Genomic DNA, 20,273 nt, shown 5'->3' with positions numbered 1-20,273 from the left:
TGTAGGGGTAGACTTAAGTCTACCCCTACAGAACCAGATGAATCAGGCATCGAGCGAAATCTGTTGACGGGAGATTTCAGCTGCTGACAATTCTGCACATGAGTGGCGCCGCACTGCTCGATGATCCGGTCGTTGTCGGCCAGATACACCGGTTCACCCTCAACGAATATCACCGTCTCGCCGACAACTGGCAGATCGATCAACGAACCGAATTGATCGAAGGAGTGATTATCAATAAAATGCCAAAATCACCTTTGCACGTCTATCTCATAGAGACATTGCGCGAAATTCTGGCAAGTGCCTTCAAGGCCGGATACCTGGTTAGGCAAGAACAACCGCTTTCGATACCGGCCCTGCAATCTGAACCCGAACCCGATCTATGCGTGGTTCGGGGCACAAAAGACGATTTTCTCAACGCTCACCCGCACACTGCAGAAGTCGTCGTTGAGGTTGCAGTTAGCTCATTGCCGCTTGATCGCGCCAAATTGCGAGGCTATGCGCTGGCGCAAATACCTGAAGTCTGGATTGTACGGGCAGACAACCACACGGTAGAGATCTACCGAAAACCAGAAGGCGATGGCTATTCGGTGACCTCAGTAATGAGTAACGATGCGGTTTTGCTGGTACATGGCAAAGACGTGCAAGTTCAAACGATTTTCCCAAAGAACCCATGAGCCGCGAGCAGCGAAGAGATGGAGTTTCGCTACGTCATGGCAAACAACCCAGGCCTTGACCCGAACGACGGCGACGCCTACGCAGCCGCGCGCGACAACCTGCGCGCCAAGATCGAAAAAGGCGGCGTGACGATCAACATGCCGACGGGTGTGGGCGAGTACACCGGGCAGACCGATAAGCAGTTTGGGTATGATAAGACTCGCGCGGCGCGGGCGGCGGCTGCGATGGCGCAGTTGCAGAATACAGCAGGAGTTACCAACAGCACGGGTTTCTTGCTGGGTATGAACACTATCACCGGCAGACAACCGCTCAATTTGACCCCGGCGCAGGCGTTCGAGATGGAAAAAGCTCTGGCGAAAATTGCGCCCGAGGTGAGAGCAGAACGCGAAGCAGCGGCTCGGCAGGCGCAGTTTGAAATCGCGAGGTCTGCCTACATGTGGCAGCAGGCCGGGCAGTTCACGTTGAACGCAACTGCGGGTGTGCTGAACAACATTGCGACAACGCTCTACGCCGTGCCGGCACCGGGAATTGCGTACACGACGAACGCGATGGCTGCGACGGCGTATACCAACGCGGCGGCGAATGCTCGCAACTGGTATAGTGCGCTTCAGGGCGAATTCACTTCGTACCCGAGTGTCGGCAAGGCTGTGAGCGATCTGATGCCCGAAGACTGGGGCGCCGCGCGAGGTTTGGCGCAGGGTATTGATAGCATGCCGATGGCGTCGGGTATGATGCTAAGCGGGTCAATGGTCGCGGCAGGATCGCGGTCTCTGGCCGAACTGACAACCGGTGGCCAGATGAGCCAGTATGACAAGATCGCCATGTTGTCGGGTCGCTGGTCGCAGATGAGTACTCAGGGCCAGAATGCTGTGAATTGGAGCAAAATCGGGGCCGAGCTTGTCCCCTATGGCACAAATATGCTAACTGGTGGTATAACCAGCGGTATGAGTTACATCGGTGGCACAACAAACCATACGTGGGGTGGGCTTGCCGAGAATGTCATGATTGGCATGGGTACAATGGGCTTCGGTACGCCGCTAAGTGGGCCAACCGGTAGCATTCTACGGAAAAGTGGGTACGGGTTAGCTTATGGCATGATTGCAGACACACTCGCTCAAGGCTATCAAAATGATTGGGACTGGAGTCAGGTCAAGAAAGGACAAGTGTTTGGGGCCGGCTTGTTAACCGCTGGTGGCGTCGCATTCTCAAGTCATATGCAGAGCTCAAGTTTTGGTGCCTATGGCAAACCATTTGCGACCACTGCTGAAACAACGGCAGGTTGGATGGCAATGCCGTTTAATGTCATGAATGGACTATTGTGGCCTAAGCCTTGAAAGGCAAGAAATGAAACTATTCACACAAAATGTGTCCAATTTCTTGCCGCTCATCGGCTCGTATTTTTTTTCCATGACACTTACTATTGTTCTGCCCATAAAAATTATTACCGCACAGAATGATCTAGGCAGTTATTTGCTTTTCGGTCTCATGGCCATCGGCGGGAGCTTTCTGTTTACAAGCTCTCTTTGGCTTCAACTCAAAGCACCCCGGACTATCGAAATAAATCCAGAAATTCTAATTGCAACTTTTCACCTGAATCGAAGGAAAAGAATTCCCTTGTCTGACATTATTGCCATCGGAAGATTCTGGGCTAGCAAACATGCCATCAAAATCGAATATAAAATGAGGGGCCGGAATAATTACTTTTTCACCCATATTGATCTGGTAAAACTCGGGGAAAGATTCGCCGTGGGGGAGCTCAGCGAAATATTGTTGCAGAATGCTTCCGAGATCGAAGGCGTCGACATAGACAAGTTCATTGAGCTCAATTATCGAGGACAGTCTGCCTGGGGCAAAACTCCCGACTGGACCATCATCAACACCGCCAAACGCCGCGCCGAAGAGAACCGAAAGAAAGCCCAGTCCTCCGCCCCGCAGGCTTCGCCTGCCGCAAGCGCTCGCCCGCTTGCGGGGGGGGCGCCCGTAAGGGCGGAGGGGGACACCACCCCGCCGCCGCTATGACCGTATCATAAGATACAAACAACAAACAACTTAAGGAAAAGAGAATGAAGAAAATACTACTGATCATGACGATGGCCGGTCTGCCGGTCTTTGCGCAGGCAAAAAAAGCTGCGAAGCCCGCGAAGAAAGAAGCCGTACCGGCTCAAGTGGCCCCCGCACCACAAGCAGAGAATACAGAACCCACGCAGCCGGTTACGCAATGGGCATATCAGGTACTGAATCGCAGCATTCATGAATCCGCAGCTACTGCATAGATATTCACAGCCGTTTCTATCGATACACTTGTTGATGTGTACCGATGTTTAAGAGCACGATTTCAGTTTCGGAAACAAAGTGGAAAACGACACGACAGTCATAATCAACACTGAACGCCCATTTTCCCTCAAGCTGGTCTTTTAAGGGATGGGTCTTGAGACCGGCATTATACGGATCTGCGGCGAATATTTCGATTGCATCCCAGAACAACTCTCTGAGCTCAGGGTTATTCTTGATGCGCTTCTTATAAGCCTTTTTGAAGGCAGCCGAATGCCTAATCAGCATCTAAAGAAGCTCGCAGGTCTTTCACACTTGTGTGAGCCTTGAGTCTATCGGCCGCAAATTCTTGCATGCCTTCTTCGACCTCTCGCGCAAATTCAGCGCGCGCTTCATCAGCCAGCAGACTTTCGCAATACTCTTTAATCATCACTTTCCCTGCGTGGTCGTAGCTCTTGATTTCTGCCATGACTTCGTGAAAGGCGATTGCCATGTTACAAATATATGCCGCTCGTTTGCCAGTGGCAATCATTTTTTGCTACGGCACCTATCCCGTAGGGGTAGACTAAAGTCTACCCCTACGAGGCCCTGCAATAAATTGGCCCACCTTTTTCCGCAATCTAATTGACCGACGGGCAGCTCATGCCACGATGCTGCCGTGAAACATTCGCCCTTCAAAATCCTCACTCTGTGTGCCCTCGCCGGCATCACTACCTATGCCAACGACAACGGTCTCGGCAAAGCGCAGCAGTACACCCCCAACCAGGCTAACTGGAAAACTTTCGCCACAAAGCCATTTGCGGGCGGCACCAACACAGCGCATGACCCCGATGGCGTAGGCTGGATAAAGCGTGACCAATGGGATGCGGCGAAATGGGACGGCACGGTTTACGATCCTACCAAAATGACAAAGAAGCAATTTGCGGCGGCCATCTGCCCCGGTGTTGATCGTGTGCGAGGCCTGCGCGAGGTCTTTTACAAACACAAACCCTTTGCTGATAATAAGAACCCCACGAAGGCAGAAATAGATGAATGGCACCGCATCGCGATCAACCATGTGCGTGCGCTCGTCGGTTACACCAGCGAAGACCGGCAGGTGAAGAAAGACCATTGCATGTTCGCGCGCGCGCTGTGGGGCGATGAGCGTAGGTTTACGAACAAGTGGGATTCAAAATATCCCGGCAAGCTCGGCTCTGCGGCGGGGCCATGCCTTGGTTCTAAGAATGCGCACTGCGGTGCCACGTTTTTACCTGACAATGCCGATCAGGCACCATACCTGCCCGAAGGGCACCCCGGTTGCAAAGCCCAGCAGGGCGCAGAGGGGGTTTTCAGCGGACCCAAGTCTAATATTCCGTGGTCGATTAAGTGGTCACGAGCATTCTGTAACACGCTTGCCGCCGAAGGTTTCTGGGGCGGTCACGTGGGCCCGTGGTTTCACCGCGAGAAATTTGGGTTGAATTTTTGGGATACAGACCCCGCTAACAACAACAGCAATGCCGTTGTGCGCGCGAAGTGGACGGGTAAATTAATGCCAAATCTTTTCAAGAAGCCATGAGGCGCTAGGCGATGAAATACGACAAACTATTCTCAGCTGCCCGCGATCAGTTCGCACCCTGTGCTAATATTATATCGATCTTTTCTTTAAGCTGAGGAATTTTCAAGTCGAGCGTGCTAAGCACAATGCGTGGATCAATACCTAGGTAGTTGTGTGCTATAACGTTGCGCATTGCATTGGCCTGATGTGTTTCGAGTAAGGCCTGCCATAATGGCTTTTTGATTTTGCCTAACGTCTCGCCAATTTGCTGTAAGCACATCAACAAGGCATGTTTGCCTTCTATATCTGCCAGCGCTTTTGCACTCCCCGAGTGTCTATTGATAATCAGTTCAATATCTGAAATGAGTTCGCTGATAAAATTCAGCTTTGCGATATCAGATTCGTCAGACATATTCGACGGCTGGCAAAATGAACCTTTGACCCGTCTTGCTAAGTCCGTTTTCGTCGGCAAGATCAACTCTCTTGCCTGTGCGCAGTTCTAAATCATTTTTTACACGCTCATAAAGCAGAAAGATGTCCCAGCCTGGATATTTGTTGATTGCTTTTTCACTAAGGCGGTAGAGAAAGTCGATATCACTTTGAATCGTGCTGTCACCCCGGGCATGTGAGCCAAAAACGCCGACAATTGTGAACCCCTCTGGCGCATAAATCTGATTTATCTCATTTATTGTCTGTTTGAGACCAGCATCCATCTGGGCTATATTTGCCCTGACAAACCGGCCCGTCAATCGAGATTTGAATTACCCATCGGCGAACCAGTTCTGGTTGCCAGCCTACCTGAGGCACAAACCGAGAGCCATGAATAAGAAAGTGTGGATTTTCCTCGCAATCGCGGCTGCAGGCGCAATCAGTACAGGCTGCCGCACGACCGACAAGGCCATGGCGGTCTGCGAAGAGAACAACCGCAGCTGCCATCGAGGTTGCTCGAGCAGCAATGCAGGCTTTGACAATTCGAAAACGGCGCACCAGAGCATCAGCCAGTGTGACATTCGCTGTGACAGAAACTATCAGGCCTGCCTGAAGAGGCAGCAAGACAAGAATGTGCGTGTGATTGATGATACACCAGGAAATTGAACACCATTTAGTGTATATTTGCTCGTTCTCATTTCTTGTTATACTCAGGCGAAATGGAATTTGGAAAAACTTGACGAATTGATACTATTTTAGTACTATAAGCGGTGCCACGCAAAATCAGGGAGTTGATTGCCGATCTTGAGCGCGCAGGGTTCAAAGACCGGGGCGGTAAAGGCAGCCACCGCAATTTTACGCACCCAGCGATGCAGCAGATTGTGACAATCTCTGGCAAGAATGGTGACGATGCTCTACCATACCAAGAGAAAGCTGTGAAGAAGGCGCTAGATCTCACAAAGGGTCAAAAATGAGAACAGAAGCAAAACAATACACCCGTCTGATTCAATGGTCTGACGAAGACAAATGTTTTATTGGTGAATGCCCCGAGCTGTTGGTAGGGGGTGTCCACGGCAAAGATGAAATCGCCGTGCATAAAGCCTTAACACAGGTAATTGACGAGGCTATAGAAATTCTGGACAAAGACGGACGAAAGCTTCCCGATGCAATCATCAAACATAAGTACTCAGGGCAATTTGTTTTGCGTGCCGGCGAGACCTTACATAAAAATCTTGCGATACGCGCCTTCAAAAGTGGCAAGAGCCTCAATGAATTTTGTATTGAGCGCCTTAGCCAGTAATCATGGTGCAAAAAGTTTAAGAAACTCTGCCGGCGCCGGTGATTGAAACGACATTGGCTTCTCGGTCACCGGGTGGGTAAACGCGAGCACGTGCGCGTGCAGGCCGAGTCGCCCAAGCTTGTCGCCCTGCGCGCCGTATTTTGAATCACCTGCCACAGGGTGGCCGATGTCTTGCATGTGTACGCGAATCTGGTTCTTACGCCCGGTTTCGAGTTCGACCTCGAGCAGAGTGTGGTCTTTGCCGCGCTTCAAAACCTTGTACCGCGACACCGCTTTTTGTCCGCCCTCTTGCCTCTTCGACGAATAACTGCGCAGCGAATCGGTGCCATGCATGAACGATTCGATTGTGCCGCTGTCTTTTTCGACAATGCCTTCAACGACCACGAGATAGCTGCGTGTCTCGATGCTCTGCTGCCAGTTTTGCCGCAGGTGGCGCTGCAGGTCTTTGTCTTTGACGAACATCATAATGCCCGAAGTGTCGCGGTCGAGACGGTGAACCACCAGCACCTTCGTTTTAGGATTTCTTCTTTTCACGTATGCGCTCACCAAACCGTGTGCTGTACGCTCTTTGCCCAGGTCGGTTGAAACCGAAAGCAAACCGGCCTCTTTGTCGATCACAATCACTGCCTCATCTTCGTAGATGATCTTGAGGCCACGCAGTGCGGTCGTTTTGCCCTGAGGCTTTTTGCCGATGCCGACTACCTGCCCTTCGCTCAGCGGGTGATCGAATCTTGTTATGAGCTCGCCGTCGACCGTGACGAGCTTTTTGCTGAGTAGAGATTTGACTCCGGTGCGGCTCTTGCCATGCAGCGCCTGCATGAGAAAATCCATCAGCGGGGCGGCTGCTTTAACTGTGAACTGCATTTATGCGGCCCGCACGAATCGGAGAATCTTTTGCCAATGCCCGGGGGTTAACCTCGCCAAGAGGTCGTTGTGGTCTGCGTTCGGCACGATGATCAGTTCGTTGGATCGAAACAGGGTGGACAGCTCTTGACCCATCGAAACCGGAATCACGCTGTCGGCAGACCCGTGAACGATCAGCGTCGCCATTTCAATGAGCGGCGCCTTCGCTTTGTTATTAAATACATCCACCACAAGGTGGCGGGCCAATGAAAAAAAGTGGTGCGCTGCCGTGTCGGGTGCCGAAGTAAACGGCGCCATGAGGATTAACTTCTCGCCCAACTTTTGCGCCGCCATTTCGGTGGCAACGCCGGTACCGAGAGAAAAGCCCCACAGAATTGTGTCTTTCGCCGTATGGTTGTACGCCTCGCGCATGAGTTTCAGAAGCGCTGCTGTGTCTTCGTAGATATTCTGCTCGCTCACTGGGTACTCTGCGGCGAAACCATAACCAGGATATTCGGTCATGAGCACGCTGTAACCCTCGCGCAAGAGCAACTCTGCGATGCCTTGCATCGAGCCCATCACCTCACCATTGCCGTGAAAGAGCACAACGAGTTTCTGCCCTGCCTTCGCATAGTAACCGTATGCAATGCGCGATGTTCTGGCCGTGACAATTTTGCCGCCGGGCAATGCAGGCGTAAAACGATAATTCGGCGCGGGAAAAACCAAAGGTCGGGTAAGTGCGCCGCGAAATGGCATGGCGAGCACAGAGATGACTGCGATCACGAGTGTCAGGGCAACAAAGAAACGGGCGGGGCCTGAGAATAGTTGCCTTACAGCCAATTCTCTACCTTTAGCCCTGGTACTCGCCGAAATTCGCCCTCGTTGTTCGTGATGAGCGTCGCATCGAGCGACAACGCATGCGCCGCGATCAGCATGTCATAAGAGCCTATCGGTGTACCCATTTTTTCGAGCGCAGTTTTGATTTCGCCAAAGAGTATGCCCGCCTTTTCGTCAAATTCGAATGTCTTGAGCGGTACCAAAAATTGCGCGAGAGCCACCTGATTTTCGCTGCGGCGCTGGCTTTTTTGAATGCCATATTGAAGTTCAGCGTAGGTGATCGCCGAAATGCCAACGCGACCTTGTAGCTTCGCTGCTTTGAATTTGTCGATGAATGTGGTTGAGCGTTGCTTGATAGTGTAGATGCAGATATTCGTGTCGAGCAAATACATCAGAGACCTGAACGCACCTGCTCTTCAGGTTGCTGCCTGCCTTCGGCAAAGATATCTTCACTGAATTCGCCGACTGCCTCTTTCATGATATCCCATGTGTTTTTCGACTTTGGTATCAGCATCACCACGTTCGAGTGTTTCGTAATATAGACTTCGCTACCCTTGAAGCGATATTCTTTTGGTAGGCGCACAGCCTGACTTTCGCCGTTCTTGAAGAGTTTTGCCGTGTTCATATATACTAAGATATATACTTTTATTGTTTCGGCGAAATTTTCTACCCCCTCCAGATTGCCTCAACCAAATGCCCATCAGGGTCGGTGAAATATGCCGCCAGCCCCCAAGGGTAAGGCACCGCCTGCCCGCAGGGTTTGCCACCGGCATCGGCTGCCAGTTTCAAGATCGCATATGCATCATCACGTGTGGCGACGGTGACGCTGAGCATCGCCGCGTTGAGACCCGGCGCCAGCACAGCTTCGACTTCTGCAGGCTTCAACAGAAAGTTAAACTCATCGGTTTGAATAAAGAAGATCTGCGAACCCGGTAGTGTGACTGTGACGACTTCTGCATCCCTCTCGCAGGCGTCGGCGCCGAAAACCCCTTTGTAAAAATCGTGGGTGCGTTTTGCGTCGGCCACGGGAAACGAAAAGGCCGCCTGTAGCACTTGCATAGTGCAGCTATGCGCATGAACCGCAGCCGTAAACCTTGAAAAACGCCTTACCCCCTGTTCTGAAAATCCATAGCTACGCATGACCGTCGCAGAAAAAGCGCCCAAGACCGCATTCAGCGGCTATGAAAAGTTTCTCATCGCAATCCTCACCGTCTTACAATTCACCGTAATTCTCGACTTCATGGTCTTGTCGCCGCTTGGCGCGATTCTCATGCCCGCACTGGCAATCGACCCGCAGCAGTTCGGTTGGGTAGTTTCAGCTTACGCGTTCAGCGCCGGCGCCTCGGGTCTTCTCGCCGCAGGTTTTGCAGATCGTTTCGACCGCAAGCGCATGCTGATCGTCTTCTATGCGGGCTTTCTCGGCGGCACTCTGCTCTGCGGCATTGCGCCCGACTACTACCTGCTGCTCGGTGCGCGCATTGTCACCGGCATTTTTGGCGGCGTCATCAGCTCGATCTGCTTTGCGATTGTGACCGACATCTTCGCAATGCAGGTGCGCGGGCGTGTTATGGGCTTTCTACAGATGGCGTTCGCCTCGAGCCAGGTGCTCGGTATTCCGGTTGGGCTGTACGCGGCCAATAAGTTCGGCTGGCATTCACCGTTCTTGATGATTGTCGCTCTGGGGTTACCAGTCGGATTGATCATTGTTCTGAAAATGCGCCCTGTCGACAGCCATCTCAAACTGAAGCTAGACCGGCACCCATTGCACCACCTCTATGCAACCGTTACGAAACCCCGTTACCTGCGCGGCTTCGCGGCCACGACTCTGCTCGCAACCGGCGGCTTCATGCTAATGCCTTTCGGCAGCGCATTTGGTACCGGTAACCTGGGTCTCAGTACCGACGACCTGCCGACACTCTACATGGTGACAGGCATCACCGCGATGATCGCCGGCCCGATTGCCGGCAGACTCAGCGATGCGGTTGGCAAATACAAGGTATTTGTGGCGGGTTCGACACTCGGCATGGTGCTCGTTCTTATCTACACGAACCTCGGTGTGAGCCCGCTTTGGCTCGTGACGCTGATCACGGCCGCACTGTTTGCGGCGATTACTGCGCGCATCGTGGGTGCATCGGCGCTCATGAGCGGAGTGCCTGCGCCACAAGACCGCGGGGCCTTTATGGGCGTCAGTTCGGCGTTTCAGCAGATCTCAGGCGGCATCGCCTCGGCTGTCGCAGGCGCGATCGTCGTGAAAACCAGCTCGGGCGCTTTGGCGCGGTACGATATTCTCGGCTACGTCGTCATCAGCGCGATGCTGATTACAATTGTCATGATGTACACCATACACCGGCTCGTGATGCACCAGGATCATAAGGGATAATGGCAACAGACTCGAAAGCGCCCGATCGCATTCAAGGGCTAGATGCCCTGCGCGGTTTTGCGCTGTGGGGTATCTGCGTCGTTAACCTGCCGCTCATTGCGCGCAGCCTCGAATCGTACCGGCAGATGCCCGAAACGAGCACCGCGCGCGCTGCGCTGTTTGTCAATTCGTTGCTGTTCGAAGCGAAATTTTTCACGTTATTTTCGTTTCTTTTTGGCGTTGGCATCGCAGTTTTGCAGAACCGCGAAGGCACCGCATTTTTGCTGCGGCGGTTTTTGGGCCTGATGATTTTGGGCGCTGCGCATGCAATCTTGCTTTTTCCGGGTGATATTCTTCTGAGCTATGGGCTCTTGGGCCTCGTCTTTCTGCCGCTCAGCCGCATGCACCATCGCGCAATTTTGGTCACAGCCGTCTTCTGTCTCGCGATTTCGGCGATGACGTACACGCTCTTGGGCGCGATGAGCCAGGCGAATACGCCACTGCCGCAAACCGATTACTCACACGGTTATGGCACAGCATTGTTGAGCAATCTCAAAGTGTATCCGCTGTCGTTGATTTATGTGATGCTCTTCAACTGGCCGGGCGCGCTCGCGATGATCTGCCTCGGCTACATGGCAGAGCGCAAGGGTTGGTTCAAACACATGCGCCTGACACCCGCTTCTGCCCTTTACCTGCTCGCGGGTATAGGGGGCAGTGCGCTCTACGCGAACGCCGCCACGTGGCAATGGAAGCAAGCCATGCAATATGCCATGTTGCTCATGGCAGTGAGCGCTCCTATTTTGTCGCTGTTTTATTCACAGGCGATACTGACACTTGCGGGCAAAGGCCACGGCCTCGTTACCAGGGCGCTGACCGCCGCAGGGCGTTTGTCGCTCACGAACTATGTGCTGCAGTCGCTCTTTGCAGGCGTCGTTTTTCATGGCTATGGCTTCGGCCTCTATAACAAGATCAGCTATGATGGATTGCTGATAGCGGCGACGGCCATCTACGTGACGACAGTGTGCTTTTCTATTCTCTGGCTTCGCACGTTTTCAACCGGCCCGCTTGAATGGTTACTGCGCAGCATATCGCACTGGCGCGTGATGTCGTTGAAATAGGCTATTCTTTCGGCACCGGGTCATACCCGCTTTTCGCGAACGGCTGGCAGCGCAGAATGCGCCAAAGCGTCAGATAGAACGCGCGCCACATCGGTAGCCTCTCAAACGCTTCGACTGCATATTCAGAACAGGTCGGGTGAAAGCGGCACTGGCCACCGAGAAGCGCAGCGAATGTGTACTGGTAGAATCGAATGAGCACTATAAAGAAGCGACGCATCAGCCCAATACCTTCTCATAGTGCTCAACAGTAGGGAAAGGCTCATAAAAATGGTGCAGCAGTTTTTTCCATTCAGCATATTCGGGAGACGCGCGAAAGCCGACAGTGTGCGCCTCGAGTGTGTGCCAGTTGACGAGCAACAGGTAGCGGCCGGGCCTCTCGATGCATTTCTGCAGCGAGTGGGATATATAACCTTCAATGCGCATAATATATTGCTGGGCCTCTGCGAATGCGGCGACGAATTCGGCTTCTCTGCCGGGTTTAACGTCGAGAATTGCGAGTTCGAGAATCACTATTTTGGCTAATGGTCAGATTTACTGAGTCCGTCGAGCAAATACGGGAGACCTCACCCCCCAGCCCCCTCTCCTTGAGGAGAGGGGGAGACTGTAACAAAGTGTAGACTTCATCATCGCCATCTGAATATTTGTCATTCTAACAAATGAATTTTGCTGATTTCATCAAGTCTGTTGATAGCTGGAAACAGCTCACGCTGAAGCTCGATAAAGCAGACAATAAGACCAAGGGTGATGTCTTCGAGCTTACAACCCAATATTATTTACTCTCAGACCCCAAATACGCGACAAAGTTGAAGCATGTCTGGCTGTTTAGAGAAGTACCGTCAGCAGTAGTTAAAAGACTCCACTTGCCGGCGACAGATCAGGGTATCGACCTGATCGCCGAAACCATCGAAGGCGAATACTGGAGTATTCAGTGCAAGTATGCCAGCGATGAGAACCAGAAAATCTCGCACCGCAAGATATCCACCTTCATGAGCCTGTCATTTGGCCTGGCGGAGAACATCACCTACGGACTCGTCGCCACCACTGTCGATGATTACGCAGCGCTGTATCGGGGTAAGCCCAATATCGGCTTTGTTTTGTCTGATGAATGGAACAAGCTGGACAAAACCTTCTTTGACTATGTTCGCGCCAGACTCGTCAGCAAAAAGCCAGCAAAGTTATTACCCCTAAAACCCCGGCCGCATCAACAGCAGGCAATCCGCAACGCAGTAACACATTTCGTTACCCAGAAGAATTCGCGTGGAAAACTGATTTTTCCCTGCGGTGCGGGCAAGAGCCTTGCTGGATATTGGATTGCGAACACACTTAAAGTGAAGTCTGTCGTTGTGGCGGTGCCCAGTCTCGCCCTCGTGAAGCAGACCCTTGAAGTTTATCTGCGAGAAGCTGCGGCGAACAAAGAGAATATGCGCTGGCTCTGCGTCTGCAGCGATGAGGGCATCGGCAAAAACGACGATATAGCCATTCACACGCAAGATATCGGCATTCCCTGTGTAACGGACATTAAACAAATTACCGAATGGCTCAAGAAGAACAAAAGCCATAAAGCTGTCGTCTTTACCACGTACCAGAGCGGTCGCACGCTGGGCCAGGCTGCCCAAAAGGCCAAGGCAACATTTGATCTCGCAATTCTTGATGAAGCCCACAAGACGGTTGGTGCAAACGATAAGCTGTTCAGTCACCTGCTCTACGACAAGAACATTCAGATTAAACGCCGTATTTTTATGACCGCAACTGAGCGGTTCTACCGGGGCTCGTCTAACGACATCGCCAGCATGGAAGACGTAAATCTATTCGGCGAAACGTTCGATCACATGTCGTTTGCGCACGCCGTCGACACGAGTATCTTGAGCGATTACAAAATTATCACCCTCGCAGTCAGCAATCAAGATATTGTCGATGCCGTGAAAGACAACGCCCTGCTCAAAGCCGGCGTCGAGGCACGCAGTTATGCTGCTCTGATTGCCCTAAGAAAGGCGATGAAGAAATACCCGATTCGCCACGCCGTTTCGTTTCACGGCAGTATCGCGAAAGCCGAAGCTTTTAAGAGCGATCAGGATACATTTACGCAACAAAACCCCGCCTTTTCACCCATCGACACCTTCTTTGTTTCAGGAAAAATGCCTACAGCGGCGCGCAGCAAAATCATCGCCGATTTTGCCAAAGCCCCCAAATCACTCATCACCAACGCCAAATGCCTGACCGAAGGGGTCGATGTACCGGGCATTGACGCTGTGCTATTTGCCGACCCACGCCGCAGCACCGTTGACATCGTGCAGGCCGTCGGCCGCGCGCTGCGCAAAAGCCCTGGTAAAAAATTCGGTTACGTCATTCTACCGCTATTCACGGGCGACGCAACCGGCGACGAGATTCTCGAAAGCGACGAGTTCAAAGAAATCATCAACACGCTGCGCGCACTCGCCTCGAACGACGAACGCATCGTCGAATATTTTCGCGACGTATCGAAAGGCAAAAAGCCGCGCGGCAGGCTGATCGACTTTGATATCGATGTCAATGCGCCGCTCAAGATTGATGAGCAGCAATTTATTCGCGAGCTCGAGGTGCGTACATGGAACCGGCTTGCAAAGCTCAACTGGCGGCCGTTTGAGGAAGCGCGGGATTTTGTGCGCTCATTAAAGTTAAAAAATGAAGCGGAATGGCGAGGATACAGCAAATCTAGTAAGAAGCCACCTGACATACCGGCAACCCCCAGCAAATTATATAAGAAATCAGGCTGGACGAGCATGGGTGAATGGCTTGGCACGGGCACGATCGCTGTTCGATACAGAGAATACAAGAAATTCGCCGATGCCAAAAAATTTGTGCATGCGCTTAAGCTAAAGAACGCATCTGAATGGTTCAATTATTCAAGATCACCGAAGCGACCTTTAGATATTCCATCCGCGCCTCATCAAATTTACCAAAGTGAGTGGTTAAGTTGGGGTGATTGGCTGGGAACTGGTACCCTAGCTACCGCAACTCGTACTTACCGGCCATTTGCCGCTGCACGGAATTTTGCTCGAACCTTAGGATTCAAGAGCCAATCAGAGTGGTACGAATTTGCTCGCTCCGAAAAAAAGCCGCGGGACATACCAAGTAACCCGTACCCATTCTACAAAGAGAAAGGTTGGGTTAGCTGGGGGGATTGGTTGGGTACAAATTCTGTAGCCGCTTTCAAAAGAGAGTTCCTTCCGTTTGTAGAAGCGAGACACTTTGTTCAGAATCTAAAACTGAAAAACCTGAGAGAGTGGAAAGAATACTGCAAATCTGGTAACAGGCCGGTTGATATATCAGCAAATCCTAACCGTACGTACAAAAATAGTGGTTGGCAGGGTTATGGTGATTGGTTAGGTACCGGTTCGATCGCAAATTTTCGTAAGAGATATAGACCATTTATGGCAGCCCGAAAATTTGTTCACTCCCTGAAATTGCAGAGTGGTCGCGAATGGAAAATTTATTGTAAATCTTCGGCTAAACCCGGCGATATTCCGGCTACCCCACGGAGTACTTACGCAGAATCGGGCTGGAAAAGTATGGGTGATTGGCTAGGCACTGGTACAATTGCGCCACAAAACATGATTTATCGGGAGTTTGCCGATGCCCGAGATTTTGTTCACGCATTGAAATTAAAAAATAGTGCAGAATGGCTAGAGTACTGTAAGTCTGGTAAAAAGCCGAATGATATTCCGGCGAACCCGAAGGCTGTTTATCGTGCATCAGGTTGGCAAGGTATTGCCGATTGGCTTGGTGCCGCACCGATTGACCGCGCGAAGATCCAATAGAAAACTGAGTATTTCGTGCACCATAATGCTTGCAATACTAATGCCTGCGAGACAGATCATTGCTAGGCTATAGGACAATATATGCTTTTGATCGATAAGTACGGAAAGTTTCTAGAAGAGTACAAATCTGAATTAGCATGCTTGGTATTTGACGGCCCATCCGCGCGTGACCACATTGCTGGCACGATGCTCGCAAAGCAATTCGACTTAGCTTACTCTGTAGAAATATTAGGTCGACGCGAAACCTTAACCGGCATACCTATTTTGATGCGCAGCATATATGAAGCCTCAAATGATTTGAAACTTCACCTGAAAGATGAGAAGCATCTGAAACAGCTTTTCTTTGAAGAATTGAAGCGAGAAAGAACCGCTGCCGTAAATGCGAGGGCAGCACCTCAAGACTCACTGCTTAGAAGCTTATATGACTCGGAAGAATCAATTCAAGCTATACTCGCTGAGTTCGAAAGGGCCGAATTGCGAGCCAAGGAATTAGGCTTAAAAAAACACCAGTCAATAAAGCATGTCTTCAGAGACCTAGGTAGCGAAACTGATTATGACAGCTTATATGCCTTTTTGAGTAAATATGTCCACACCAGTCCAAAAATGCTCGATAAATCTTATGCGCCAATCTCAAATGGACAAGCCAAAAGCATGCTATTGCACCCTGCTTTTAACCCTGTACACTTGAAAGGCTATTTATCCGCAACGATGGAGATACTCGTTGATTCACTAACGGCATTTTGGTCTTACAAAGGCATTGCCAAGCCTGCGGCGATTAAATCTTTTCGAGTGATGCAAAGATCTCTCTAGGCAGGGCCTAAAGTCTCACCCAAGCATGCAAATCACAGCACGCCCCTCTCCTCGCCTCGTTGAGAAGGTGTCGCCAACGGCCGGGGTGGCTCTTCTCTTGAAGAAAACCGAAAACAATTGACGAGCCAGAAAATATACTGTTTCACTTTTCCAAGAAACACATGGAAATAACCCTCATCACGTTCGTCGCGCTCGCTGCTTCGGTGCTCACCTTCTTCTCGGGGTTCGGGCTCGGCACGATTCTGACGCCGTTCATGGCGATCTTTTTTCCGGTTGAGACGGCGATAGCACTGACGGGTATCGTGCACCTGCTCAACAATCTGTTCAAATTTGCACTCGTGCGCCGGCATGTCGACTGGCCGGTTGTGCTGCGCTTCGGTGTGACCGCGATTGTGGGGGCGGCAATAGGCGCTTTGCTGCTCGGGCTGATACCGAACCAGACCGCACTTTTCGTCTGGCAGGCCGGCACGAAGACGTTTGAGATCCGCCTGTTGAAGCTGATTGTTGCTGCGCTCATGATTGTGTTCGTGCTGTTCGAACTTCTGCCGAGGTTGCGCGCTTTGCAGTTCGATAGAAATAAACTGATGCTCGGCGGGGCGCTGAGTGGTTTTTTTGGCGGGCTCACCGGGCACCAGGGCGCCCTGCGCAGCGCCTTTTTGATAAAATGCGGATTAAGTAAAGAAGCGTTTGTGGCGACCGGGGTTGTGATTGCGTGCGCGATCGACATCACGCGGCTCGGCATCTATTCGACGCGGCTGAGTGTCACGCTGGTGCAAGAGAATATGGTTCTGCTCTTTTCTGCGATCGCGGCCGCCTTTGCCGGCGCCTGGCTCGGCAGCCAGCTATTAAAGAAGGTCACTCTGGCTTTCGTGCAGTACACTGTTTCAGTGCTGGTGTTTGCGCTGGCTGTCGCATTGGCTGCCGGTGTAATCTGATCGGCAAGATTCGCTCAGGCGACACGTTTTCTCAAAAACTCGCGCAGGCCCTCTGCACTGAGGGGCTTCGCATAAAAGAAGCCCTGCAAATAATCGACACCTTCGCGTTCGAGCCAGGCTGATTGCTCTGCTGTTTCAACACCCTCTGCGACGAGTTCGAGCTGCAGCGCACGGCCCAGCGCAATAATCGAGCGCACGATTGAAGCGTCGTTACCCGAATGTGGCAGACCGTCGATGAACGATTTATCGATCTTGATTTTCTGCACTGGTAACAGCTTGAGACGGGAAAGCGACGAATAGCCCGTGCCGAAGTCGTCGACGCTGATGCCGATACCGGCTTCACGCAGTCGAGTCAGCTGCGCGTGCACCAAATCAAAGTTGCCACCGATCAGCTCTTCGATGACTTCGAGCTCGAGATTTGCCCCTGGCAGCGAGTTTTTGGCGAGCAGCTGCGCGATGTCGGGCACCAATTGCAGGTCGTAAAGCTGGTCTGCCGACAGGTTGACCGAAACGCGGCCCACGTCGAGGCCTTCGCCGAGCAGACTAGCTGCATCTTGGCAGGCCTGCGCCAGCATAAACTGGCCGAGCACCCGGGACTTACCGCTCTCGACGACGAGCGGCAGAAAGCGCGCGGGTGCGAGCAGCCCAAAGTCAGGGTGGTGCCAGCGCACGAGCGCCTCGACGCCGATATAGAGTTTCGTACGCGCATCAAAGATCGGTTGGTACCATGCAGAAAACTGCCCTTTCGCCAACGCGCTCTGTATGTCGTCGATCATGCGCGTTTTGTCTTGCAGCAGCCGGTAGCCGCTTTCAGTGAAAAACCCGACACCACCTTTGTTCTCGCGCTTCGTGTTCTTGAGTACGATCTCAGCGGCGAGAATTGGGTCTGGTGCTGCCCGTTCACCGGCGGCATGGACATACACGCCCGTCGTGCCGCCGATAGAAATGCTGATACCATATTCGGTAACTACGGGGGTGGCAACAATCGCACGTATGTCATCGAGAAAGCGGTCGACCTGCGCCTGGTCTTTTGGGTGCGCAAGCCAGAAGCCCAGGGTATCGCCGGTGATGCGCCCTGAAAGACTACCGTGCTGCGCGCAGACACGCAGCGCACGTTCGCCGAGCAGCTTCAGCGAGTTGTTCGCGACGAACTGGCCATATTTGTCGTTCACAGCGGTAAAGGCATCGAGCCCGAGCAGCGCGAGCACGTGGCGCGCTTCGGGTTCTGACGCTATGTCGCGAAAGACATGCTGTTGAAAGCCGCGGCGGTTGATAAGGCCTGTGAGTGAATCAAACTGTTCGAGAAAGCCGTTATAACGGCGTTCTTCTTCCCATAAGTTCTGTTCGTTGATGGCTGACACCGAGTCGGCAGCGGCGGCGGCGAATGAAATATCGAGCAGCGACCACTCGCGAACATGTTCTTCGACTTCGATACAGAGCACACCTGCCAGCTTGCCACCGGCAAATACCGGGGCATCGAGCAACGCTCTGATATGAAGAGGCTTTAGATATTGCTCCACAAACTCTGCGGTGCGTGCGTCTGCATAGGCGTCATTGGCATTGATGATGCGGTCTTGATTGAGCGCTGTAAAATAGCGGGGAAACTCTTCGGCGCGAAGTTCGCTGCCGATTTTGTCATGGTAACGTCCGCGTTCATGCTGCATGGTGTGCACAATCGTGTCGGCCGCGGCGTTGAACCGCCAAATGGCGACACGGGCAACGTCGAGCTCTTCTGCACAATACTGCAATATACGCTGCAACTTTTGTTCGGTGCCGAGGCCATGGCTCTCTTCGCCATAACGAATCTGCATAAGGCGCTGGTGGCGCGCCGCAAGCGTCGTTAGATTTGCCGGTTGAAAGGGCATCGGGAAACGTTAACCGGGCGGGCTTGTCTCGTAAACAGATATCTTTGCGATATTACCCCTGCTGCCCGTCGCCGCATCGAAAACGCCGAGCTCGCAGCCGATGTTATGGATTTTTGGGTAACCGCTTCAATGCCGACTGCAAATCGGCGACCAGATCAGAAAATTCGATATCCGCAACCTCTTTCTTGGGAATGATCGCCAGTTCAAAGCCCGATTGTTTCACTGTTTTTTGTTTAAGAAGGTGAAAGAGCGCCTCGCGCAGGCGCCGCTTGATGCGGTTGCGCACGTGTGCATCGCCGAGTTTGCGGCTGACTGCAAAAACGACCTGAAAAGAGGGATCTACCTCTTTACTACGATCGAACCGAAGCATGAGGCTTTTGCCGAAGGCTTTGCCACCGCTCTTGAAGAGGTGGTCCATTCGCTTTTTAAGCTTGAGACTTGTGAAGAAATCAGAGCGCTTGAAATTCTTATTGTCTGCTGACCGTTGAAGTGTATCCGCATGCACGGAAAGCCTCGCAGTTCGCAGGGCGAACTGCTGCTAAAGCGCTACGCTGCTTTCCGTGCAACGCGGCTTCAACGGTCAGCCCCGGAGGTACCTGCAGTACCTCCTTAGCGCTTTACGATATCCCAGCGGCGGCGTTCGTCAGAAACGGTCAGCTTCCAGCGGCCTTTTTGCCGGCGGCGACGCAATACGTCACGACCTGCGGCAGTCTCATTGCGCGCGCGAAAACCGTGTGTGCGGTTGCGTTTCTTGTTTGCGGGCTGCCATGTCCGTTTCATGGATGCAAATTTGTAGCGCGCGACAGGGTGTAAAGTATTATGAGGGCAGAAGGGCTCTGCAGCTCGGGAAATCCATAGCTACGGTCAGCAGACAGGCCGCCAAGCCAAAAGCGCATTATGTCACATGAAGGGGGATTCCTCCTGTTTAGAATCGCTTTGACGCAAGAAAGAGATTTCGCAGAGGCACTTTGATGGATATTGTCAGAATCGGCGCAACGCCCTCGACGTCGGTTGTGGTAGCGGCGGCCGAATTTTTCGACTGCTGGGTGAGCAGGGCTTTAAGGTCAGCGGCATCGACGCCTCTGCTGAGATGGTACGGCTCGCCGCGCAACAACATTCTGATGCGCAGCTCGAAGTTGCAGACATAAGAAGTTGGAGGAGCGATAATTCATACGACCTTATAATCGCATGGGACAGCATCTTTCACTTGCTTCTGCACGAGCATGAGAGTGTGATCAGACAACTACATGGTATGCTAAGCGAAGAGGGCATTCTCATCTACTCACTGGGCGATGCTGTCGGCAACCATCGATCAAAATGGCATGGAGACGAGTTTCCCTATGGTTCAATCGGCGTTAATGAGAACCTACGCCTGTTGATACAACTCGGCTGCCAGATTCGCCACGTCGAGCTCGACCAATACCCGCAGCGCCATGCGTTTATTATCGCGTGTGCTGCACCGACCGCTACAGAGGTCTGAGAGATGTCGCGAACTGTACG

General features: G+C 52.3%; 28 protein-coding genes. 14 read left to right on the top strand and 14 right to left on the bottom strand.

What is annotated here, in order from left to right:
• Positions 1–98: 98 nt before the first annotated feature.
• From TURPA_RS07210 to TURPA_RS07195, 4 genes are read left to right on the top strand one after another with little or no spacing between them, the layout of a single operon-like run.
• A complete protein-coding gene (locus TURPA_RS07210; RefSeq protein ID WP_014802636.1) occupies positions 99–674 on the top strand; it encodes a Uma2 family endonuclease in 576 nt (191 codons plus the stop codon).
• An 18-nt stretch (positions 675–692) separates the two neighbouring features.
• Positions 693–2,009 carry a hypothetical protein gene (locus TURPA_RS07205; RefSeq protein ID WP_014802635.1) on the top strand — a complete coding sequence of 439 codons (1,317 nt, stop codon included), beginning with the start codon at positions 693–695 and terminating at the stop codon, positions 2,007–2,009.
• A 10-nt stretch (positions 2,010–2,019) separates the two neighbouring features.
• Positions 2,020–2,694, top strand: coding sequence for a hypothetical protein (locus TURPA_RS07200; RefSeq protein ID WP_014802634.1), 675 nt, complete (start codon positions 2,020–2,022; stop codon positions 2,692–2,694).
• 44 nt (positions 2,695–2,738) lie between these two features.
• Entirely contained in the window at positions 2,739–2,948 is a 210-nt protein-coding gene (locus TURPA_RS07195; RefSeq protein ID WP_014802633.1) for a hypothetical protein, read from the top strand.
• A gap of 16 nt (positions 2,949–2,964) precedes the next feature.
• Here the strand turns inward: TURPA_RS07195 and TURPA_RS07190 are convergent, their stop codons facing one another.
• The gene (locus tag TURPA_RS07190; RefSeq protein WP_014802632.1) at positions 2,965–3,234 is read right to left on the bottom strand and encodes a type II toxin-antitoxin system RelE/ParE family toxin; all 270 of its coding nucleotides are present in this window, start codon (positions 3,232–3,234) and stop codon (positions 2,965–2,967) included.
• Positions 3,224–3,439: a hypothetical protein gene (locus TURPA_RS07185; protein WP_014802631.1), complete on the bottom strand. Its 216-nt coding sequence runs from the start codon at positions 3,437–3,439 to the stop codon at positions 3,224–3,226. Before TURPA_RS07185 ends, TURPA_RS07190 begins: the two co-directional genes overlap by 11 nt.
• Before the next feature lie 165 nt (positions 3,440–3,604).
• Here TURPA_RS07185 and TURPA_RS07180 point away from each other — a divergent pair, with 165 nt between their 5' ends.
• Positions 3,605–4,501, top strand: a complete 897-nt coding sequence (locus TURPA_RS07180; protein ID WP_014802630.1) for a hypothetical protein — start codon at positions 3,605–3,607, stop codon at positions 4,499–4,501.
• A 46-nt stretch (positions 4,502–4,547) separates the two neighbouring features.
• Here TURPA_RS07180 and TURPA_RS07175 read toward each other — a convergent pair whose 3' ends face one another.
• Both TURPA_RS07175 and TURPA_RS07170 read right to left on the bottom strand, forming a co-directional pair.
• Complete coding sequence (locus TURPA_RS07175; RefSeq protein WP_014802629.1) at positions 4,548–4,892, bottom strand: HepT-like ribonuclease domain-containing protein; 345 nt, start codon at positions 4,890–4,892, stop codon at positions 4,548–4,550.
• Positions 4,885–5,193, bottom strand: coding sequence for a nucleotidyltransferase family protein (locus tag TURPA_RS07170; RefSeq protein WP_014802628.1), 309 nt, complete (start codon positions 5,191–5,193; stop codon positions 4,885–4,887). Before TURPA_RS07170 ends, TURPA_RS07175 begins: the two co-directional genes overlap by 8 nt.
• A gap of 106 nt (positions 5,194–5,299) precedes the next feature.
• Here TURPA_RS07170 and TURPA_RS07165 point away from each other — a divergent pair, with 106 nt between their 5' ends.
• The 3 genes from TURPA_RS07165 to TURPA_RS07155 all read left to right on the top strand — a co-directional run bounded on the left by TURPA_RS07165 (position 5,300) and on the right by TURPA_RS07155 (position 6,209).
• Complete coding sequence (locus tag TURPA_RS07165) at positions 5,300–5,575, top strand: hypothetical protein (RefSeq protein ID WP_014802627.1); 276 nt, start codon at positions 5,300–5,302, stop codon at positions 5,573–5,575.
• 104 nt (positions 5,576–5,679) lie between these two features.
• Positions 5,680–5,883, top strand: coding sequence for a type II toxin-antitoxin system HicA family toxin (locus TURPA_RS07160; RefSeq protein ID WP_014802626.1), 204 nt, complete (start codon positions 5,680–5,682; stop codon positions 5,881–5,883).
• On the top strand, positions 5,880–6,209 hold the full coding sequence (locus TURPA_RS07155) for a type II toxin-antitoxin system HicB family antitoxin (RefSeq protein ID WP_014802625.1): 330 nt from the start codon (positions 5,880–5,882) through the stop codon (positions 6,207–6,209). The genes TURPA_RS07160 and TURPA_RS07155 overlap by 4 nt, the downstream gene beginning before the upstream one ends.
• Here the strand turns inward: TURPA_RS07155 and TURPA_RS07150 are convergent, their stop codons facing one another.
• Genes TURPA_RS07150 through TURPA_RS07130 form a run of 5 tightly spaced genes read right to left on the bottom strand, consistent with a single transcriptional unit; the run spans position 6,210 to position 8,948 of the window.
• Entirely contained in the window at positions 6,210–7,073 is an 864-nt protein-coding gene (locus TURPA_RS07150) for an RluA family pseudouridine synthase (RefSeq protein WP_014802624.1), read from the bottom strand.
• Positions 7,074–7,892: an alpha/beta hydrolase gene (locus TURPA_RS07145; protein ID WP_157210430.1), complete on the bottom strand. Its 819-nt coding sequence runs from the start codon at positions 7,890–7,892 to the stop codon at positions 7,074–7,076.
• Positions 7,883–8,281, bottom strand: a complete 399-nt coding sequence (gene vapC / locus TURPA_RS07140) for a type II toxin-antitoxin system tRNA(fMet)-specific endonuclease VapC (protein WP_014802622.1) — start codon at positions 8,279–8,281, stop codon at positions 7,883–7,885. Before vapC ends, TURPA_RS07145 begins: the two co-directional genes overlap by 10 nt.
• Positions 8,281–8,514 (bottom strand): type II toxin-antitoxin system antitoxin VapB, encoded by a 234-nt coding sequence (gene vapB, locus TURPA_RS07135; RefSeq protein WP_014802621.1) that lies wholly within the window; start codon positions 8,512–8,514, stop codon positions 8,281–8,283. The genes vapC and vapB overlap by 1 nt, the downstream gene beginning before the upstream one ends.
• A 41-nt stretch (positions 8,515–8,555) precedes the next feature.
• Positions 8,556–8,948, bottom strand: a complete 393-nt coding sequence (locus TURPA_RS07130; protein ID WP_014802620.1) for a VOC family protein — start codon at positions 8,946–8,948, stop codon at positions 8,556–8,558.
• A gap of 79 nt (positions 8,949–9,027) precedes the next feature.
• On the opposite strand from TURPA_RS07130, the gene TURPA_RS07125 reads away from it, so the two are divergent.
• Both TURPA_RS07125 and TURPA_RS07120 read left to right on the top strand, forming a co-directional pair.
• Positions 9,028–10,269: an MFS transporter gene (locus tag TURPA_RS07125; RefSeq protein ID WP_014802619.1), complete on the top strand. Its 1,242-nt coding sequence runs from the start codon at positions 9,028–9,030 to the stop codon at positions 10,267–10,269.
• Positions 10,269–11,366, top strand: a complete 1,098-nt coding sequence (locus tag TURPA_RS07120; protein ID WP_014802618.1) for a DUF418 domain-containing protein — start codon at positions 10,269–10,271, stop codon at positions 11,364–11,366. Before TURPA_RS07125 ends, TURPA_RS07120 begins: the two co-directional genes overlap by 1 nt.
• 1 nt (position 11,367) lies before the next feature.
• On the opposite strand, the gene yidD is transcribed toward TURPA_RS07120, so the two are convergent.
• Positions 11,368–11,583: a membrane protein insertion efficiency factor YidD gene (gene yidD, locus TURPA_RS07115; RefSeq protein ID WP_014802617.1), complete on the bottom strand. Its 216-nt coding sequence runs from the start codon at positions 11,581–11,583 to the stop codon at positions 11,368–11,370.
• Positions 11,583–11,876 (bottom strand): antibiotic biosynthesis monooxygenase family protein, encoded by a 294-nt coding sequence (locus TURPA_RS07110; protein WP_014802616.1) that lies wholly within the window; start codon positions 11,874–11,876, stop codon positions 11,583–11,585. The genes yidD and TURPA_RS07110 overlap by 1 nt, the downstream gene beginning before the upstream one ends.
• Positions 11,877–12,022: 146 nt before the next feature.
• Between TURPA_RS07110 and TURPA_RS07105 the strand changes: the two genes are divergently transcribed.
• The 3 genes from TURPA_RS07105 to TURPA_RS07095 all read left to right on the top strand — a co-directional run bounded on the left by TURPA_RS07105 (position 12,023) and on the right by TURPA_RS07095 (position 16,908).
• The gene (locus tag TURPA_RS07105) at positions 12,023–15,163 is read left to right on the top strand and encodes a restriction endonuclease (protein WP_014802615.1); all 3,141 of its coding nucleotides are present in this window, start codon (positions 12,023–12,025) and stop codon (positions 15,161–15,163) included.
• An 81-nt stretch (positions 15,164–15,244) separates the two neighbouring features.
• Positions 15,245–15,973 (top strand): DUF5677 domain-containing protein, encoded by a 729-nt coding sequence (locus TURPA_RS07100; protein ID WP_014802614.1) that lies wholly within the window; start codon positions 15,245–15,247, stop codon positions 15,971–15,973.
• 161 nt (positions 15,974–16,134) lie between these two features.
• Entirely contained in the window at positions 16,135–16,908 is a 774-nt protein-coding gene (locus TURPA_RS07095) for a sulfite exporter TauE/SafE family protein (RefSeq protein WP_014802613.1), read from the top strand.
• Between the two features lie 14 nt (positions 16,909–16,922).
• Here the strand turns inward: TURPA_RS07095 and TURPA_RS07090 are convergent, their stop codons facing one another.
• The 3 genes from TURPA_RS07090 to rpmH form a co-directional block, all read right to left on the bottom strand.
• A complete protein-coding gene (locus TURPA_RS07090) occupies positions 16,923–18,773 on the bottom strand; it encodes a putative bifunctional diguanylate cyclase/phosphodiesterase (protein WP_014802612.1) in 1,851 nt (616 codons plus the stop codon).
• A 103-nt stretch (positions 18,774–18,876) separates the two neighbouring features.
• A complete protein-coding gene (gene rnpA / locus TURPA_RS07085) occupies positions 18,877–19,278 on the bottom strand; it encodes a ribonuclease P protein component (RefSeq protein WP_014802611.1) in 402 nt (133 codons plus the stop codon).
• Between the two features lie 104 nt (positions 19,279–19,382).
• A complete protein-coding gene (rpmH, locus tag TURPA_RS07080; protein ID WP_014802610.1) occupies positions 19,383–19,553 on the bottom strand; it encodes a 50S ribosomal protein L34 in 171 nt (56 codons plus the stop codon).
• Positions 19,554–19,725: 172 nt separating this feature from the next.
• Between rpmH and TURPA_RS07075 the strand changes: the two genes are divergently transcribed.
• On the top strand, positions 19,726–20,253 hold the full coding sequence (locus TURPA_RS07075) for a class I SAM-dependent methyltransferase (RefSeq protein ID WP_014802609.1): 528 nt from the start codon (positions 19,726–19,728) through the stop codon (positions 20,251–20,253).
• Positions 20,254–20,273: the final 20 nt, after the last annotated feature.

It is taken from the genome of Turneriella parva DSM 21527 (assembly GCF_000266885.1).
GTDB lineage: Bacteria > Spirochaetota > Leptospiria > Turneriellales > Turneriellaceae > Turneriella > Turneriella parva.
This window is presented reverse-complemented; position numbering and strand designations above follow the sequence as displayed.

Coding starts and splice junctions, on each gene's coding strand:
- TURPA_RS07100 (WP_014802614.1), top strand. CDS start 15,245: ATGCTTTTGATCGATAAGTACGGAAAGTTTCTAGAAGAGTACAAATCT.
- TURPA_RS07095 (WP_014802613.1), top strand. CDS start 16,135: ATGGAAATAACCCTCATCACGTTCGTCGCGCTCGCTGCTTCGGTGCTC.
- TURPA_RS07150 (WP_014802624.1), bottom strand. CDS start 7,073: ATGCAGTTCACAGTTAAAGCAGCCGCCCCGCTGATGGATTTTCTCATG.
- TURPA_RS07205 (WP_014802635.1), top strand. CDS start 693: ATGGAGTTTCGCTACGTCATGGCAAACAACCCAGGCCTTGACCCGAAC.
- yidD (WP_014802617.1), bottom strand. CDS start 11,583: ATGCGTCGCTTCTTTATAGTGCTCATTCGATTCTACCAGTACACATTC.
- TURPA_RS07165 (WP_014802627.1), top strand. CDS start 5,300: ATGAATAAGAAAGTGTGGATTTTCCTCGCAATCGCGGCTGCAGGCGCA.
- TURPA_RS07120 (WP_014802618.1), top strand. CDS start 10,269: ATGGCAACAGACTCGAAAGCGCCCGATCGCATTCAAGGGCTAGATGCC.
- TURPA_RS07195 (WP_014802633.1), top strand. CDS start 2,739: ATGAAGAAAATACTACTGATCATGACGATGGCCGGTCTGCCGGTCTTT.
- TURPA_RS07190 (WP_014802632.1), bottom strand. CDS start 3,234: ATGCTGATTAGGCATTCGGCTGCCTTCAAAAAGGCTTATAAGAAGCGC.
- TURPA_RS07175 (WP_014802629.1), bottom strand. CDS start 4,892: ATGTCTGACGAATCTGATATCGCAAAGCTGAATTTTATCAGCGAACTC.
- TURPA_RS07170 (WP_014802628.1), bottom strand. CDS start 5,193: ATGGATGCTGGTCTCAAACAGACAATAAATGAGATAAATCAGATTTAT.
- TURPA_RS07105 (WP_014802615.1), top strand. CDS start 12,023: ATGAATTTTGCTGATTTCATCAAGTCTGTTGATAGCTGGAAACAGCTC.
- TURPA_RS07210 (WP_014802636.1), top strand. CDS start 99: ATGAGTGGCGCCGCACTGCTCGATGATCCGGTCGTTGTCGGCCAGATA.
- TURPA_RS07200 (WP_014802634.1), top strand. CDS start 2,020: ATGAAACTATTCACACAAAATGTGTCCAATTTCTTGCCGCTCATCGGC.
- TURPA_RS07155 (WP_014802625.1), top strand. CDS start 5,880: ATGAGAACAGAAGCAAAACAATACACCCGTCTGATTCAATGGTCTGAC.
- TURPA_RS07090 (WP_014802612.1), bottom strand. CDS start 18,773: ATGCCCTTTCAACCGGCAAATCTAACGACGCTTGCGGCGCGCCACCAG.
- TURPA_RS07130 (WP_014802620.1), bottom strand. CDS start 8,948: ATGCAAGTGCTACAGGCGGCCTTTTCGTTTCCCGTGGCCGACGCAAAA.
- vapC (WP_014802622.1), bottom strand. CDS start 8,281: ATGTATTTGCTCGACACGAATATCTGCATCTACACTATCAAGCAACGC.
- TURPA_RS07185 (WP_014802631.1), bottom strand. CDS start 3,439: ATGGCAATCGCCTTTCACGAAGTCATGGCAGAAATCAAGAGCTACGAC.
- vapB (WP_014802621.1), bottom strand. CDS start 8,514: ATGAACACGGCAAAACTCTTCAAGAACGGCGAAAGTCAGGCTGTGCGC.
- TURPA_RS07125 (WP_014802619.1), top strand. CDS start 9,028: ATGACCGTCGCAGAAAAAGCGCCCAAGACCGCATTCAGCGGCTATGAA.
- rpmH (WP_014802610.1), bottom strand. CDS start 19,553: ATGAAACGGACATGGCAGCCCGCAAACAAGAAACGCAACCGCACACAC.